Source organism: Maridesulfovibrio pacificus (SeqCode) (genome assembly GCF_048612815.1).
Classification (GTDB): Bacteria; Desulfobacterota; Desulfovibrionia; order Desulfovibrionales; family Desulfovibrionaceae; genus Maridesulfovibrio; species Maridesulfovibrio pacificus.
In genome coordinates, this window is the sequence record NZ_JBLZNE010000001.1 from 800,589 (window position 1) to 818,682 (window position 18,094).

General features: G+C 39.9%; 10 protein-coding genes. 5 read left to right on the forward strand and 5 right to left on the reverse strand.

Annotated features, from left to right (window positions below; translation table 11 throughout):
• Window positions 1-11 precede the first annotated feature (11 nt).
• Window positions 12-5,990, forward strand: a complete 5,979-nt coding sequence (locus tag ACNI23_RS03900) for an ATP-binding protein (RefSeq protein WP_420246895.1) — start codon at window positions 12-14, stop codon at window positions 5,988-5,990.
• A complete protein-coding gene (locus tag ACNI23_RS03905) occupies window positions 5,977-7,842 on the forward strand; it encodes a hypothetical protein (protein WP_420246896.1) in 1,866 nt (621 codons plus the stop codon). The genes ACNI23_RS03900 and ACNI23_RS03905 overlap by 14 nt, the downstream gene beginning before the upstream one ends.
• 85 nt (window positions 7,843-7,927) lie before the next feature.
• On the opposite strand, the gene ACNI23_RS03910 is transcribed toward ACNI23_RS03905, so the two are convergent.
• The 5 genes from ACNI23_RS03910 to ACNI23_RS03930 all read right to left on the reverse strand — a co-directional run bounded on the left by ACNI23_RS03910 (window position 7,928) and on the right by ACNI23_RS03930 (window position 14,930).
• Window positions 7,928-8,659, reverse strand: a complete 732-nt coding sequence (locus ACNI23_RS03910) for a hypothetical protein (protein ID WP_420246897.1) — start codon at window positions 8,657-8,659, stop codon at window positions 7,928-7,930.
• 2 nt (window positions 8,660-8,661) lie between these two features.
• Window positions 8,662-10,407 carry a DEAD/DEAH box helicase family protein gene (locus tag ACNI23_RS03915; RefSeq protein ID WP_420246898.1) on the reverse strand — a complete coding sequence of 582 codons (1,746 nt, stop codon included), beginning with the start codon at window positions 10,405-10,407 and terminating at the stop codon, window positions 8,662-8,664.
• 2 nt (window positions 10,408-10,409) lie between these two features.
• Complete coding sequence (locus ACNI23_RS03920) at window positions 10,410-12,926, reverse strand: ATP-binding protein (RefSeq protein WP_420246899.1); 2,517 nt, start codon at window positions 12,924-12,926, stop codon at window positions 10,410-10,412.
• Window positions 12,913-14,106, reverse strand: coding sequence for a DNA cytosine methyltransferase (locus ACNI23_RS03925; protein ID WP_420246900.1), 1,194 nt, complete (start codon window positions 14,104-14,106; stop codon window positions 12,913-12,915). The genes ACNI23_RS03920 and ACNI23_RS03925 overlap by 14 nt, the downstream gene beginning before the upstream one ends.
• A gap of 413 nt (window positions 14,107-14,519) precedes the next feature.
• Complete coding sequence (locus ACNI23_RS03930; protein WP_420246901.1) at window positions 14,520-14,930, reverse strand: very short patch repair endonuclease; 411 nt, start codon at window positions 14,928-14,930, stop codon at window positions 14,520-14,522.
• A 380-nt stretch (window positions 14,931-15,310) separates the two neighbouring features.
• Between ACNI23_RS03930 and ACNI23_RS03935 the strand changes: the two genes are divergently transcribed.
• Genes ACNI23_RS03935 through traI form a run of 3 tightly spaced genes read left to right on the forward strand, consistent with a single transcriptional unit; the run spans window position 15,311 to window position 18,031 of the window.
• The gene (locus tag ACNI23_RS03935) at window positions 15,311-16,126 is read left to right on the forward strand and encodes a Rha family transcriptional regulator (protein WP_420246902.1); all 816 of its coding nucleotides are present in this window, start codon (window positions 15,311-15,313) and stop codon (window positions 16,124-16,126) included.
• Window positions 16,101-16,418 (forward strand): plasmid mobilization protein, encoded by a 318-nt coding sequence (locus tag ACNI23_RS03940; protein WP_420246903.1) that lies wholly within the window; start codon window positions 16,101-16,103, stop codon window positions 16,416-16,418. Before ACNI23_RS03935 ends, ACNI23_RS03940 begins: the two co-directional genes overlap by 26 nt.
• Window positions 16,419-16,465: 47 nt before the next feature.
• The gene (traI, locus tag ACNI23_RS03945; RefSeq protein ID WP_420246904.1) at window positions 16,466-18,031 is read left to right on the forward strand and encodes a TraI/MobA(P) family conjugative relaxase; all 1,566 of its coding nucleotides are present in this window, start codon (window positions 16,466-16,468) and stop codon (window positions 18,029-18,031) included.
• Window positions 18,032-18,094: the final 63 nt, after the last annotated feature.

Genomic DNA, 18,094 nt, shown 5'->3' on the forward strand with positions numbered 1-18,094 from the left:
GTTGGTAAAATATGAATAGTAAGTATGCTCCTATAAATCCTGAAGGCGTTTTGCCGGTTTCTTTGACTTATAAGCTCGTAAAGAAAGTATATGTTAATGCTGGTTTTAATATGGCATTTGTTTTTAAAAAACTGGGTATGAAGAAGCCAACAATGAGCCCTGAGAAGAAATTGCGAGACCTTCTAGATGATTGTCGTCTTCGGGAAAAATTGTATTTGGCAACAGGGAAAAAGGTAGATGGTGGAGTTGGACTTCATGATGTTATATATCATTATTTCAAAAAGAAAAATGCCGAAGTCTTTTCAAAGTACATTGCACCATGTTTAGAAGAAGTTGTAATAGATGGCCATAGTTTATTATTTTTAGATACCGAATTGTTTAGAAAAAACATTCGAATAGATGAGTTTGACTTATCCCAGTCTATACAAGATGGCTCGAAGGAACAGGCTTTAGGCTTTTTTGCTATGTCTTTTGGTTTACTCCAGCCGGAAGATGCCCAGGAGATTCTCCTTCCACTTGTAAAGTTAGGCAAGCCCTTCGAAGACTTCTTTGAAGTCCAACTAGTTCATTTTGGTTTGCATGGAAGCTTCGAAGATTGTGTTGAAGCTATGCCTGATAAGTGTGTCTGGAATAATGAAGATATGACACCATCTTCGGTTTTAGAATATTCCTGTGAAAGGGGATGTTCAACTGATGTGTCTAAAAAAAAGATTATACAAAATGAAGCTTCTATGGCTCTACATTATAGTGAGTTTTTAGGAGAAAGAGTAAAGCTTTATTTTAAGCTTTTAGAATTAAAGGAAAATGCGAAAGCCCAGAGGATAAGTATAGGAGGGAACTCAGAGTCTTCTATACGAGTTGTGCGAAAAGTTCTTCAGGATGAAGAGAAGGCCGAAAAAGATTTGTTGTCTTTTACCGATGATATGAAGGGGCAGATAGCTTTAGTTCGTAATGAAGTGAATCAACTTGAGTCTTTTTTTAATATAACTATTGATGTTGAAGGACTTAAGATCGGAGATGTTTCTGATTTTGTTCATGTCCTTGATAAGTATGAATATTTAAATTTAAACTGTACTGATTGGTTTAAACTAGTAGAGAAAGAGATGCTTTCATGCGACGAGCGTTGGGGGAGTGTCCATGTGCTCGAAGGTCCGAAGAAAGTAACAAGTCTTAGTGTATTGAAAAATATGATGGATAACTATTTGGAAGCATGTAGGGCATATTCAAATAAGTGTAGTGAGAATATCTCTATTTATTCTGAAATAAGAGAAAGCTTAAAAGACTGTTTATTGCCTACTCCTTCTTCGGGGTTATTCCAATTGAAGGTAACTCAAGTAGAGCTACTTCTAAGTCGCCTGCAATGGGAAAAGAGGCACTATAAAGTTGTGCCTTTGTTATTTCGTCTTGCGGATGAAAATTTTGATAACGCCAGCTTTGATATGGTTAAATGGTTGTCATCTTGGTATGCGACTTTGAGCCCTGTGAAAAGTGAAATTTCAAGCTCGATTTTATTATCATTTCTTCCTCTCCAGACGATACAACGATGCCTCAAGGAAGAATCTCCTTTTTTAGAAAGAAATATTGTTAATTCTGTCTTTACCAATTCAATGCTGGCTGAGGATGCTTTGTTCTTTAATAGTGTCTGGTGTTATCCTGAGTGGAGTAGTCGCAAAGAATCAGTTGGTACACATTTGTTTAACTTTTTTGGAAAGTTATATGAAGTCTACCAAGCTAAAGGTGATAAGCTTTTTTTTAATTATATGCGGAATCTTCCGACTTTCACCGAGTCAAAGGATGTTAGTGAAGTTGTATCAATTGACCTCTCTAATTTGGTTGATAAACTTAGTTTTTGTAAAGCCAAAATGTTGGGTTTTTTTGCTAGATTGCGTAAACAAGCACATAAATTGTATTTGAGGGACGTAGCTAAGCTAATACAAATGGGGAAATTAGCAGAAGCCGAAAGTTTGTGTAAAAGAATTGAGAAAGAGAATCGTTCTGGTGTACTTTATAATAATTTAATAAATGATTTTCCAGACAAGAGTAATTTAGAGCAGGTGCATAAAAATAGCGTGACTAATTATGTAAATGATCTGATGGCGGAAACTAACAGTTTTTTTAAAAGCGAAGCAGTCCGGCATAATAATAAGGGTGCGGATGAGTTTTTGAGGGCAGAGCAGGAAGGGTATGAGTTATTTTTACTTTTAAGTGATGGCTGGGATGTTCTTGGTGAAGTTGACTGGCTTGAAAGTCAAGTTAAAGAGGCAATCATAGATTTTTCAAATGGGAAAATTAGCAATTCGCATTTATTGTTTCAGAATAGACTGCAAGTCTTTTTACAAAAATCTCAAAGCGGTGTGTTTCAACAATTTTCAGCTAAGTCTCTTGATTCATTGTATGGACCGATAGAACCTTTCTCTCCGAGAATGTGGTTGTCATCTATTGATGACAACCTTATGTGGAGAGATGTTCTTCAAGATGTGCTCGCGGATGTTTTGTTTGATGCAAGACCAACTTTGGTTGACGTTTTGAAGTCTTTTCTTGATATAGAACGCCCTGATGCCGTTGTAAAAACTATAGAGTATTGTGAAGACGTTGAGTGTAGTACAGGTGTTAAAGTTGTCTTGGATCAAGCTAGAGAAAGACTTCACAATGTTAATGAATTTAAGGCGCGTTTGCATGAAGTCAATAGTCTGCTGAATAAATATAATGATATCATCTCTAGCTATTCTAGTGATAGTTTTGAGTATCAGGAGTTTTATCGAATTTTTGAAAGTTACGCTGTAATTCCAGAATCGGCTACTTATCATGATGTTCTCGAATATGGTGATATGCTTATGTCTATAGAAGAGAGACTAACAGATCTGTCTTCCCAACTGTATTCAGATGAGCATGAATTAAACAAACTTATTTCTTGGATTGAGTTTGCAGGTGGGACCGTCCCTGCAACGCTTACCATAGATAATCTTAAGCAGCAGATCGAAATTTTAAAATCAAATAATTTAGAGCGTAGGAAGCATATCACCGTCTTAAGAAAAATATCTCAAGATAAAAATGTTCCTGAACGTCTTTCTTCGTTATGCGCAGGGTTAGTCGATAAATTTGACAAACCCGAAAGTTGGCCTTCTGAATATGTCTCTGATGATGTTGCATCATATCTTGAAATGTTTAACGAAATAACTAATAAATGGTGGGTGTTATTTAGTCTTTCTAATAGAGATATTCCTGAGCGGCATAAGTTAGAAATTGTTTTAAAGCTAATAGTTGATAAATTAGAAACTGAAATTTTTTCACTACTTTGGGATAAGTCGATTGATGAAGATAAAATAGTTTTGCTACTTATTTTGGAACATAATTGTGATGAAATTAATGTTTTTTATGATGTTTTGCTCGAGAGGAATATTATTAGTGGGAAAAGTGGTGTAAATAATAAGGTTGCAGATGGTGCAGGGATTGAGTCTACAGATGGTACAGGGGGCGCGTTTGCAGATGGTATAGAGACCAAGTCTAAGGTTATACAGCCTGTCCATGCAATGCTTATGGATGATTTGCGGGTGAAGGTTAAGCGAGAACTTGAATACAGTGTTAAGCATAAGGTTGCAGTGTGCAATGGAAAAAAAATAAGGGAGTTATATGTATCCTCAGATTATGAGGGGGTGTATGCTTATTCAATTCATAATTATAATTCTGAACATCATTTGGACTCTGAAGAGGCCGATTTTATTTTAGCTTTGTTTGCATGGAGTTCAGTAAAATGTGGCTTAGGCAAGAGTATCACAACTAGAGACGCCCTCGGTTATCTTTTGCGTTTTAGGCATAATTTAGTTGATCGGTTTGATGTTGATATCAAAAAGACTTTAGCACTTGTTTCAGATTATTTTAATTTAGGTGGTGTTGTAAGTGGGGATTCTGTCGAAAAGTTAGGAACAACTATCCGGGAGATACTTAAAACAGGTAAGTCTGCTTATTGTGAAGATTTTGCATATATTTTACATATTGCAGGTGCAAACGATTTTGGTATTGATTTATGGGAATCTTTTACAGGAAAAAAGGATAAAGGGGTTCAGTTTAGAGTAGATACTCTCTTTCTTTTATATAGAGCAAATTTAACCGACGCATTGAAAGAAGTTTTTAGAAAATTTGCATATGATAATTCAAAGTACCTTAATGCCTTATGTGATTTAGTCTCCAGGGCTGCAGTCGACCATTCTGCAACGTTAAGCAACGCCATTCGCCAAAATTTAAATTTTATACGGTCACAAAGTATTCCTAAGCCAATAAAATTATTTGCTGAAAAGCTTGTCAGTGATTTAGATTTTGGTATTGCAGAAGTCTCTTTGTCTGTTTCAAAAGAGCTTGTACCTGCGGTCAAACCTAATACATATCGTATTAATATTGTTGTTGAACCAGATAGAAGTGACCCTCCGTTAACATTGTCAATTCAATTGGAAAAATGTGATTTTGAGTTTGTTGGTGTTGAAAAGCCATCAATTCAAGTTTGCAATTCTTTGCTATTCACAACATGGGAAAAGACTCTGGAAGTTAAAGCTCGTGACCCTCAGTCTGCTCAGGTTGTTTCCTTGAGTGCTTTCGGTGAGACTTCAAGTGGACAAAAAATTTCAAAATCACTTCGTGAAGAAGTGCTCCTTAATAACGAAGTAATTAGATCTCCTAGCCTTGATGAGCTTTGTGATATCTATCAGGGCTATGATGGTCGTCCTGTCAAAGGAGATCTGTTTGTAGGGAGATCAAAGGAACTTGCTCAGCTAGAAAGAGCGTTAGCATTGAAGTCCCCGGGAGGAGTTCTTCTTTATGGAATAAGACGCCTCGGTAAAACTTCTTTGCTTGAAGAGATGAAAAGACTTTTTTGCCGTACGAGTCGTCAGAACTCACATACATTTTTTATTTTTGTTCCTGTTGATGGACTTGAAATATCTGGTGATAAGCCACTTTCTTTGGATTTTTTTAATTTTATCCTGGCTTCTTTTAGGAGAGATCCTAAGAATAAGGCGTTGAGAGAGTTGATTTTTAATAATGGTTTAGAAAAAAAAGATTTTAAAGAAAAATTTAGTAGGGTGAAGTTGTCGGAAAAATGTTCTTTTATGTATATGCTTGCAGATTTTGTAAGCAACATAGAGAAGCTTTGTGGACCTGATTCTTACAATTTTATATTTGTATTTGATGAATTCGATAAGCTTATGGAAGTCTACCGCAGTGAGCAACAAAATGCAGTTCATGAACTGGTTAATCAATTGAGAAAATTGGCGACAGAGGTTGATCATATAGGAGTAGTTTTATCGGGGTCTGACCTAATGAAACCATTGGTGTCTAGGTATAGAAGTGCTTTTTATGCATCAGCTGTTACCATAGAATTAGACTGTTTTTCTAAGGAAGATGAATTTCATGATGCTCGAAAGGTTGTCGTTCCTGATAGGATTTTATCCTACAGAAAATTTTCAGATGAGGTTGTGAGAGAGATTATTCGCATAACGGGAGGGCATCCCCTTTATTTAAGGGTATTGGGGATGGCTTGTGCTCATTTTTCAAAATTACGAGTACTTAGTGTCGGGGCGGTAAGGCAGGCTGTTGCTCAGCTTTTCTATCCAGGAGGTGTGGGAGATTATATTCCTATTCCTTCGATTGAGGATATTGCTTTACAGCCAACTCATGCTCTGAATTGTTTAGGTGAAAGGGAAAAGTTGCTTGGAGAGGTTGTGCTTTACCAGTTGAGCAATGAAACTCAACTAGAGCGTCCCTTTACTTCATGGAATAGTGTAGAAAGCAACTTAAAACAGATTATTTCAGGTGCTGAATGGTCTAATGTCAGAAGTTTTTTACATGAAGCTAATTTAATTGTTGAAGATAGAAAGCTTTGGGGGGCAAAATTTCCACTCATGGCTGAAGCAATGCGTAAAAGGTATCATTCTGAAATTGAAAATTTGTATCGGAAACTTGAAATAGTTTTGAGTGAGAGTGAAAATGGTGAAATTTAATACCCGAAAGGATCTAATTGATTTTATTATTGAGCAAAAAAGTAAGCGTTTTAACTCTAGCTTCTTAATTAGAACGATACCTGGGGCCGACGATGGACGAAGTGTTTTAAAGAAAATTATTATAGGATTAAAACATCGTGCTTTTCCAAATAAGTTGTATTCATTAATTTCGGCTGACAGTATTGAAGATGAGCTGGATTTAGTCGAAGAAGCTATTAGAGGTTGGTGCCTTGAAGACCGTGCATTGACTATGATTTGGGAGAGAGAAAAAAAAGATGGAGTTCCAGACAAAGCTGTTCAACTTTTACAAGAATTTTGTTCTGTAGCAAGTGAAGAAGGCTTTTCCTTATGTTTATTTATTGATAAATTTCATAAGATATTTACTTATATGTCTAAGTCACTACTTGGTATGATGCGTAATTTAGATAGTGATGAAGTTTTGACATTTATAAACGCAAGTGATGCTGGCTATGCTGGTCTTTATCGTATCCGCTCGACTTCAGAGCCTTCTTTTACTTCTGATTATGGCTTGGCACATTCACAGCATGATCTACTTCCTCTTTCTGAGGAAGAGGCTTGTCGCTTGTGGGAGGAGTATCATAAGCAGAGTCAATGTGGTTCCCACGAGACGAAAGTTTTTTTCCAAATTGCTTACGAAGAATCTGGAGGGTATCCATCTCCTTTTAAAAAATCATACAATTTATACATTGGACGTCAAGGTCTTACTCCAGATAGATATGCAGGAATTCTTAGATCTGAGTTGAGTTGTTTGTTCGTAAAGATGATTAAACAGGCTGAGCGTTATGAAGGCAAGGTCTTTATCGAATTGCTGGCAGCTATTGCTGTGAAGGAATTTCATCAAAAGCATGCTCGTCAATTAATTTCTTTTGACATGGCCCATTTATATACTGTTCATGATGGCCCAGAACCTAGTCTTTTGTGCAATGGTTTGGGTGTTGCTGCAATGCTGGAAGTTGATTCACGGAGACTAGACTACGGCTCTGTTGAAAAATTATACCGTAGTGAGTATTTTGATCTTTGCTACGAGATTACAGCAAATGAGCCTGCTTTGGATGTTTTGAGACTTGGCTCAAAATTGATGAAAGAGGTTTATGGTGTATCTTCACATGGGAGGCTTTTCAAGCCTTCAGTTGATTGGTGCTTGGTTGCAAAAATTGCTGAAGAGGCAAGTGCAAAGTGTGAGAATCCAGAGAAAGCTGTCGATTTTATTAATTGGCTAGTTCTCGCTAATTCTTTCAAAAAATATTCTATAAATTCACCCAAAGATACTTCGGATTTTTTTTGTTCTCTCAAGGACAAAAGTCAGGCAGAGATAATTGATGCTGTATATTTATTAGGAGCTCGTTACTGCGCTGCAAAAAGTGTAGACCATCCTACGCAAGCAGCTTATCTTGCTTTACCCTTGTTAGAAGGGATTGTCGTCTGTAGCCTAGCTCTTTATGTTGAACAATTGGGGGGAGAAGCGAATGCGTTGAATTGTATTTCTGAGCAGATGATTCAATGTTGGAAACTTCCAAGTTGGAAAGATAAAAAAGTTACAAAGAGTATTGATAAGCTGGGAGCATCAAAATTATGTTTCATTTTAGCAATGCTTTCTGATTTTGTTCATGATCCTGTTTTTAATGATGTGCAGGATCTCCATAAAACTATTGAGTTCTTTGGCGATACTAGAAACCCATTGGCCCACAATGTGATAGAGGTTGAAATGGATACTGCAATAGCAATAATGGATACAGTAGAGCATCTATGGGAAAGAAGCATTGAGAAAAAGTTAGCTATTAGTACTTCTCAAATTGTGGTTATGTTTAACCCTCCTAGCTCATTTTTGTAAAGCGATGTGTCTTTGGTGAGGTGTGGGCATTAACCCGTTTTAGTTGATTATAAAGTGGATTAAAATAAATACACCTAGAAAGACATTACGTTAAAACAAACATTGTACATAGCCCATTTTTTTCATGCACAAGGTACGTTGTTTCTCCAATTTTGATTTTAGTTCCTGGGGTCTTTTGGGGCTTGCGGTCTAATACCAAATATGTCCCTGGTTTAACATTTTCTGGAAGATTGCCATTTGAGACTAAAAGAACTTTACTATTTGGCATTGAGTATTCATATATGCCTTGCCCTAGAGATCTTGCAGGAATACCACACATTTGTTCCAGAGAGGCCGCGTGGCCGCTGATATCCCCGCTGACAACAACTATTTGAGTAGGCTCTTTAGAAGGAGGCATCAGTTCTTCCTTTTCAAGCTGTTCTCTAAGTTGTGTAGCTTTTATGGAATCCATCTGTTTTGAATCACCATAACCATGGGTTGGTGATTCCATTAGGACTAAGTGTTTGCGCCGTTTGTATTTGAGCCACTCAATATATGGAAGATTTGCTATAATTGTTTCAGGCTGATTTCTGCTGCTTCCACTTCCTCCCAGTGCGCTGTCAACATGGACAGCCGTTTGACTAATTAGTGCTCGCCATATTTTTCTTATTTCATCAAAAGATCTGGATTTTTTTTTATCTTGCGCGAAGGAGTATAGTACAATTTTTTTTCTTTTCGTGTCGATTTCTTCGATACGTATGTCAGCTCCGGATTTAATGCTCTCGAGTCTTAATCCACAAAGTTTTTCAATGTCTTGCATTAATTCTTTGAATGTCATTGCTAAGCTCCTTCAATATGAGGTGGGAATTTGAGTACAGCAGCATCTTCATCTGCATTTTCGATGGCGGCAACATCGTTAAGCCATTGCCGCAAAAAAGATTCAGTTTTAGGATCTTCTCCTCCAACACGGCAAAAGGATACTTTATTAGGAAGTCTTATTGTGATTGGTTTCCCGTCGGTATAAGGATTGTTGTCAACGAGAGAGTCTTTCAGGTCAATTCCTGCTGCAAAGCGCCTTATATCTGATACGAAATCGAGAACTAATACTTTTTCTTTTCCTTCGCTTAATCTTAAGCCTCTTCCCAGTTGTTGAATGAAGATTCTCCGGCTGTGTGTCACTCTTTGAAAGACAACAATATTTACGTCAGGAACATCTACACCCTCATTGAAAATATCTACCGCGCATACGACATGGACCGCTCCGTCGTGAAAATCACATAAAATTCTATTTCTTTCTGCCGGGTCTTGATTCGCGCCTGACTTTGTTTTTGAATAGACTGCTTCAGCTCTGCAAAAACTTAATGCATTGATTCTGTCTCTCATTGTGAGTGCGTGGTCAATGGTTCCACAGAAAACAATAGCCCGTGGATTTTGCTGCTCAGACCAGGCCTTTTGCAGTTCCAATACAACTGCATCATCCCAGTTAGAGATGAAAAGAGTTCTATTAATTTTTTTGGGAGAGAATTGTTTTCCCTTCAGTTTGTGTAGAGATTGCCAGTCAATATTGTCAGTGTACATCCGGTAGTCGACATTAGTGAGAAAACCCTTTTTTAGTCCTGTGATCAGGTCTACACAGATGACTGGATTTCCAAAGTAATCCCGTAAATCAGATTCGTCAGGGCGCCATGGAGTCGCAGTAACACCGACCAAAAAAGGTCCGCCAGGTTTTCCCGCGGACATTTTTTTCAAAATTTCTGAGTACATTCCATCATCCCCAACATGGTGACATTCATCGACAAGAACTATATCAAATTGATCAAGTTCATTGGATTTTTGAAAAAAGCTGGCAACGGTGTTAAGGCAGGCAAAAACGTAGGGAGCTCGGTTGACTTCTTCTGGTGCTTGAGGTTCATATCCATTCCATACAAGAGTTTCATGAGAAGCTTTAAGATATTTCCAGAATGATTTTTCAAGCTGGTACACAAGTGTGTTTGTGTGGGCTAGAACTAATACACGAATAGGGCGGATATTTTCAATGCGTCTAATAAACTCACATGCCACATGGGTTTTCCCCAGCCCAGTGGCCATTACAACTAAAGCCCGGTTAATCTCGTGGGTGTAAAAAGCATTCAAAAGTTGCTGAATGGCTTCTTCTTGATAAGTTCTTTTTTCTAAATAGCTGGAAGGATCGCCTTTTGGGTATTCGTCGGGAAGTTTGGAAGCTCGACTAACCAGATCATATCCATTCCATAGCTGAAGAGGGATTTGCTGTGCCATTAATTGCTGCTGTTGTCTGAGTACTATGTCTTGAAAACCATTTAGGGTTACAATTACGGGTATTTCTGCCCGGTAGTATTTTAATGCCCGAAGGGTTTCGTCAACCACATCGCAGCCAATTTTATTTTTCCATCTTTTGGCCTGTACAAGCCAGCGTCGGCCTGCTTTATGAGTAATAATGTCTGCCCCTTTATCTCCTTTTTGGCCGACCAGTCTGGTTCCCGAGAAACCAGCATGAGTCAAGTATCGGCAAATAAGCCGTTCAAATGCTTGCCAGGAGCCCCTTATGCTAGCGTCATTTAGGAACATGACTAAAAGCTCATTTTTTGTTTAAGAAATTCAATACTGTTTATAGCGCGTTGAACTCTTATGTGAGCTGGTTTTTGTGCTGCTAAAAAGCTGCAGCAATCCTCAAGGCAGTTCAGGTAGGTCCGTTTCAGCTCAGTTTGGATCATCTCCATAACTTCCCCTGGCACGTCTGCAACGGTTGAATATGATTCGTCCCATATCTCACCGTCAAAAAAGCGTGGTGAGTTTTGACGGAAAATATCAACGATAGTTGAAGGGGAAATGAATAAAAGGAATTTACCATTTTCTTTGAATTCTGAAAGGGCTGCAATGTCTTCGCCCTCTTCAACGATATTAATCGCAAGATTTTTTTTATCAGTCTCGGTAAGATTGTTGAATATATCAGGGCTATCTTTGTGGAAAATACGTGCAAGCTGAATTTTTATTTCAGTAAAAAAATCTGAAACGTCTTCTCTAACACTTTCAGGCGTTTTGGAGAGAGTCTCAGCCCAGTATTTGTTTAAAATATTCCATTTGATATTACTAAGAGAGTGCTGAGCATTAAAGGTCCCGCTTGAAAGGCGTGTCGTTGACGCATGAATATAGTGAGCAACCTCCCCTGTGACTATCTCTTCAGGTTTTATGCCTAGCGATTTAAATAAAGGGTGTTTGCTGTCTAAGAAAACTTGAATTTTATCACTTTTAAAGGTCACAGCAGGAATAGCTGTAGAAGAGAAAGGTATCATTTGTTTGTTTGAGAGATAACATTCAACATCAATAGGTATGCTTTGAGATCCGTCTGCCAGTTTAACTGAACATTCTGAAATGCATAGGCGTTCAAGCTTGCTAGAATTTTTTTGCAGATAGTCCAATGAAAGAGTGTTCACTGTCCCGCGTACAGATTCACAGCACGTGCATGTTTCAGTTGCAGCTCTATTTTTTGTTCCGCAGACGTTGCATGACCATGGTTCCTGCACTTCGGGGACTTGTGATTTCCCACAGTGGTGGCAAGTGAGTGCTGAAATCGCGATGTTTTCATTGCATTCAAGACATGGTTTACCGATTAGGATTTCTTGGCAAACTGTACATGTGTCTTCGGAAGGTAAATTTTGAGCTTCACAGGTTGGGCACACTGTAAGCTCTTGAATCGGCTTTGCATCGGCCTGTTCAACTAGTTTCCACCATTCTGTATCGTCATAATATCCAGGCTGACGTTTATTAAATCTTTCAAGGAATTCTGATTCTGTCTTTCTATCTATGCGTTGGGGCTTTCCTTTATCTTCGTCCCAGATACCCATATACATATCTTTTCTTCCAGGCTCTCTTACTTTTCTATACCCCTGATATAGCTTATAAACTGGACTGATGTTTTGGTCTGCTCCAGGTTTGGTTGGCTGCAGGGAGCTCTCTCCTCTAAGAAAGGTCATAGCGCGAAGCCATTCTTGACTGCTTGTTTGAAAATGCTGTTTTAAAAAATCTACTGGAACATGGTCTAAGTGGATTTCCCCTACAATCCTGCCGTATTGGCTATCAATAGGGTAATCTTTAATTGCTCCGCCAAATTCGTCTGTAAATTCAAAAAATGCTGATTTTTCAAACTTTCGGATAGTGCGTCCGTTTCTGATGAGGTCAATTCCAAAATCAGAGGTGTGATCATATCGCTGAATCCCAATCCAGCCATGAATTTTTTCTTCTATTGATCTGTGCGATGCAGAACCGCAGGTCTGACATTCATTTTTGTCAGAAGGAATCAACGCATAGCACTGAGTGCAACGAGTTTGCTGTCTTATGGTTTCTGAAAGTTTTTGGACCGCATAAATTTTGCCATGTTTTTGTCTTTCAACAAAGCGGTTGTCACTCCAGACGCAGTGTTCAAAAGGGGTACATTCTTCTTCATCTACAGTTAAACGGACTGGGCTATCCCTTAAAATTGTAGCATACCTACGTCCAAGTTCTTTCCGTATTTTTGGGCGTCCATAGCTAATGAGTTTTTTAATAAATCCGCAATTAGGGTTTCCCTCCGGCCACCAGTTGCTTATCTCAATAATAGTGCCGTTGGTGAAATCTGCTGGTTTATCGATAGAGATTGGAGTTACTTCAAAAGTTTGTTTCTCCTGTATGTCTAAAAGGTCCACAATCACTTCAATGGCATATTGGTCTTGTTTCCTTGCAGTAATTAACCGTGTAGTACACCCCAGCTTTCCTGTTGCGATGTTGAGTCCCATACCAAATAGTCCTAAGCTATCGTATGGGTTATTTCCCGAAAAACCTGCTTTTAGAGCCAGTTCTGTCATTTCAGGGCTCATTCCTAGTCCGTTATCGCGAATTCTAAGAATTCCTTTTTTTTCTTTGATCTCTGCTCCAGAGGGGAGGTCCAGGAAAATATATGGATTAGTTATCTCTTCGCCGGCATTACGGGCGAGTTTTATTGAATCTATAGAATTATCAATTAATTCTGATAAAGCATCAAGAGGCTTTAGAGGTGTGTGGGTAAGTGCAATTAAAACTCTTGGATCAGGAGTTAAGTCAAATGTTTTCATCGCATCCTCTTTGGATAAAATTTGAAATGGACGAAGCTAAAGCTTCTGCTAGTTTTACCGGGACACCGTTGCCAATTGTCTTAAATTTATTAGATAGAGTCATTTCAGGAGGAAGAGCATATTCTGTTGGAACGCTTTGAATCATCATTGCTTCACGGACAGTGAGTCGTCGTGGAAGAAATGGATGAAGATGTACTTCATTGTTTCCGTATGCCGCAGCAGGGCTGTATCTGTGTCTGTGGAGTCTCTTAAAACTTTTCCTTGAGACATCTCCTTCCAGTATTGTATGAAACTTAGGACTCTTAGGTTTAAAATGCTCTCCGCTGTTTGCATATCCAGAAAGATCGCGGTCACATATATGAGTTCCTACCATTAACTCCGTAGGGCAGGTTGGATGATTTGAAGTAGCTTCAGCCCCTTTCTTGCTGGGCCATTCAAAACGTTTTTTGGCATTTTTAAATTTGAGGTTTTCTGGCCAGGGGAACCAGTGGTTGTGCTTTTTGAAAAAATCTTTAGATGAAAGTTCTTCTAGCTGTAATAGATGTGAGGACGACTTGGTGATTTTTTGAATTTGTTCATGTGAGCAATTGTTTCGAAGCCATTTAAGGTTAAAGCCCACAATAAAGACTCGCTCTCTGTCTTGAGGAACACCGAATTCCAGTGCATTAAGTATTTTAATATCAAGGGCATATCTGTTGTTTAGTTTGCGCAGAAGGCTTGCTAAAAAATTGCGGTGTTTTTCTGTTCTGAGCAAACCTGGAACATTCTCAAATATGAAAAATGCGGGGTTTAATTCAAGCACTCTGTTAACGTATACTTCAGACAGTCGGCCATGGTCTCCTTCATGACCTCTGTTTTTCCCTCCAACTGAAAAGTCAGGACAGGGAGGTCCACCGATTATACCAAACAGTTTGGGTGGTTTTGCCCCATTAAATGCTTCGTCAATTATTTCGTTGGGCCCAATGTCGATTATTGATCTTGTGTTTTGAATTTTTGCTGAAGTTCCTTTGTGGCCCATGGCGGACATACCAAATTCAAACCCTTCCACAAATGGCTTATGGTATTCGTTGTGCCATATTGTGTTGAAATTATTATTTAAAAAACCAATATCTAAAAAGCCAGCTCCAGTAAAAAAGGATAGCAGGGGACAAATCGGTTTTTCATTGTTCTTGTTGCTCATAAAAAATCTACTCTCGAGAAATGGTAAGACACTCATTTGAGGTCGGAAATGCTGGGAAGTTTTGCAAAAATATTAAGAAATAACATGCATCAACTTGAACCTAATACACTGAGGGCGAGATACGTACTTAGTTAGCAGTGTTGTGTCTGTCCACTATATCTTAAGAGTTGAAAAATATGGTTTGAATGTAAATCTTCCCTATTCAAACTAAGCATAAGGCAAATCATTAAAACCATGTAGGCACATGCCAGTTCGGGGGCTCCCGGTGTCATTTTCTGTAGCCATGAAAAAATGAGTGATTAATCCATTATCTCTTGTAGTTAGTGATCTACAAAAAACAGCACGATTATGCAAGAACTAACAAGAGTTAGCATGACTTGTTGGTGTAATATGTCTTCTTTATCAGTATAGCATTACATATCCATAATTTCCTCAAACAGAGAGCCTGCAAGTCTGTCTAAATCTTTGGTCTCACAGGCCCAGACAGTGATTACATGCCAACCAGCTCCTTCAAGCTTTTCAACAGCAATCTTATCTCGTTCTGCATTGTTGTTGAATTTATTAATCCAGTATTCGGAGTTTGATTTGGGTATTTTGGAATCTTTACACCCTGGGTGCTGGTGCCAGAAACACCCATGAACAAATATTATGGTTTTATATTTGGGGAGGACAATATCAGGCTTTCCGGGCAGGTCTTTTCGGTGAAGTCGGAACCTAAATCCCATATTGTGCAAAAGAGATCTCACTATTCGCTCAGGCTTCGTATTTTTTGATTTGATCCTGCTCATATTCCAACTTCGTTTTTTTGGTGTGAGCTTGTCCATTTATATTTTCCCGCTGGATTGAATCAGCCGTTATATTCTTTTGAGTTCTGTTATTATCTCTGTCTTTAATCTTTTGCGAAATATAACGAGAATTAATAAGAGCTTTCAAGACTTAACGAGAATGAACAATAATCATCAAGAACTAGCAGTAATAATTAAATAAATTGATATTTTTTCGCTAAATCGCGTATACTCCTGCGGAGTCCGAAGGCAGGACAGGTAAGGTAGGCCCACTTTTTCAAAGTGGTCTCCCTTACGTCCTGCTCAGCCATGGGGCTGAGGTTGGCTTATTCACCTTCGGCTCAACGCAAGTTGCTGACGGAATTCAGTACTCCTGAATTTTGGACTGGCATTAATCGTTAAACTATGGAGTATATGAGATGAACAAAAAGACTTGTAAAAACAATGAAGTATCTACTGTTGTCGAATTAGTTATGGAGAAAAATCAGCCAATGGCTTCTTCATTGTTAGTGGCTGAACTGTTTGAAAAGCAGCATAAGCATGTGCTCAGGGATATTCGTGAATTGGAAATTCCTCAGAGTTTTAACGAGTCCAATTTTGAGCCCGTTGAATATGTAGATTCAAAAGGAGAAAAACGTCCTTCATTCAACATGACCCGCGATGGCTTTTCCCTGCTTGCCATGGGGTTTACCGGCAAGAAGGCTATGGAGTGGAAAATCAAGTTTCTTGAGGCCTTCAATGCCATGGAGGCCAAGCTGACGGTCCCGCCGGTAGAGGGAAAGATTCAGTATAAAAAGGCGACACCGGAAGCCGTAAAGTCATTTGAGGGAATGGCTCGGTACTGGTGCTATCTTGAGGGTTTTAGCTGGGAGCAGGGCAAACGGCAGATCGAGGGCGCAATCAGAGTCTCGGATATTTATGAAATAGATGTGCAGGCTTTAGAAAGTGCATGGATGTATCTCAACATCAGCATGAGTGTTGTTCCTCCTAAATTGCGTGGCGTGGATGTCTGCTCGGTGGAGGAGTTGGCCCCGGTTTATGGGCTGTTCGATTACTGGGCTCATTGCGGCCAACGCACTCGTGAAGAGTTACTTGCTGATACATGCGGAAAAATGTGCATTGAATCGCTGGAAGATTTGCCAAAATCCTATCTCCCCCATGCTGTAAGTCTTGTTTGGCAAGGTATTAACAGTGAATCCGGTAGAGCTAATGCCCTCAAAGAAGCAAGTCATTAAAACCTATGTATCCAAAGAGGAGTACGAGCAGATCAGCAGGACTGCACAGCAGTGCAGTTTGTCGCTGTCTGCTTTTGCCAAAGCCGTTTGTCTGGGACATGAAATCAAAAGCCGCACTGACCAGCAGGCACGCCGGGAACTGCTGAAGCTCAATGCTGATCAGGGCCGTCTGGGCGGTCTGCTTAAAATGTGGATTCTTGATGATGATAAGTATCGCATGGATGTTGAAGCTTTGCTGGAAGACCTCCGCCGGCTTCAGAAAGAAATAGGTCAGAAGGTCCGAACCATATGATTAGCCGCAGGATTTCTTGTAAGCCTCAAAACGACAATTATCGGCGGTTGGCCGATTACATTGCCGACGCCAAGCACAAGGGAGAAAAGACCTTGATGTCGTGGTGTGCCGGTTGCTGGGCTGGTGAGGATTACGAGCTGGCGATTCAGGAAGTCCTCGATACTCAGGATCTGAATCAGCGTACTCGCAAGGAGAAGACCTATCACTTAATAGTTTCCTTCAGGCCGGAAGATGAATCCGTCCTTACGGAGAAGGATTTCAAAGAGATCGAGCAGGAGTTCTCCAAAGCTTTGGGATTTGAGGAGCATCAGCGGCATTGTGGGGTTCACAAGAATACCAACAACATTCATATGCACATCGCATATAATATGATTCATCCGGAGAAGCTGACACGTTACGAGCCTTACCGGGATTTTTACAAGCGCGACCGGCTGCACCGTGAGCTGGAGCAGAAGTTCGCTCTGAAGTTCGATAACGGCAGGAAGAAAGATCAGGAGCCGAAGCGCAGCAATGACCGTGCAGCTACTTATGAAGCTCACTCCGGCCAGCAGTCCTTTGATTCGTATGTGAAGGAACGCAAGGATTTTATCTTAAAGTCTCTGGACAAGGCGCAGGACTGGCATGAATTCCATATGTCACTTGCAGAGATCGGGATCGAAGTCCGATTGCGCGGGAATGGTTGCAGCATCAAGGACCGTCATTCCAAGACGGCAATTAAGGCTAGCCGGCTTGATCGGAATTTTACCAAGTCTAAACTTGAGGCACAGCTTGGCCACTATCAGATGACCAAGGGGATCGTAGTAAATGAGAAGGATAGGTATGTTGCTCGACCGCTGCATAAGCACCGCGGTGAGCTGTATGCCGAATACCGGGCTGCTGTTGCCGGCAGGAAAAAGGCTTATGAGGATCTGCGCGAAGAGCAGGATGGTCGCTGGAAGCAGACCAGTTCCTATTGGGATGGCAAGATCAAGGCCCTTAAGAATGATAAAAAACTTAGAATCAAAGATCGTAGCCGGCTAATTGCTCTCGCTGCCGGCAGAAAGACGGAGGCTATCGAAGCTCTCAAAAATGAAATGTCCGGAAAGCGCGCAGAGCTGCGTGAGCAAACACCGTTCAACCGCTGGAATGACTTTTTGAAATGGAAGGCTGAGGGCGGTGATGAAATCGCCCTGAAGGTCCTGCGGTCGAAGAAGGAGCCAATCCAAAGTAATCCTTCTCCTGTTTTTGATTCTCCGGCATCAAAAGTCTCTGAACTGAAGCTTAAGCAGAGTCAGTTCAGATCTGATTCAAGCTTGGCGTGGAAAGATAAGCGCAGGCTATTATCCATTTCCAAAATGCTCCAGTTGCAGGCCGAGGAGGCCAAGCGCACGGATGATCCCAGAAAGCGTAATCTGGATCAAATGACCTGGCGTGTCGATTCCTCCGGTAACGTGCTTTACACGTTGAAAAGCGGAGCCATGGTCAAAGACAATGGTGATAAAATTTTCTTCAGCGTGAATGATCCTGGGGCTGCTCAGGTTGCGCAGGGATTTGCGCGGATGATGTTTGGGCGGAATGTTAAGGTTTTGAGGAATGAGATTGGGCGGAACGTTTCGCGTCAGATTAAAAGATAAAGCAAGGAGGGGGCAGGATATAAATGTACAAATATCATTTTATGTTTATTTAAAAAGGCTTTG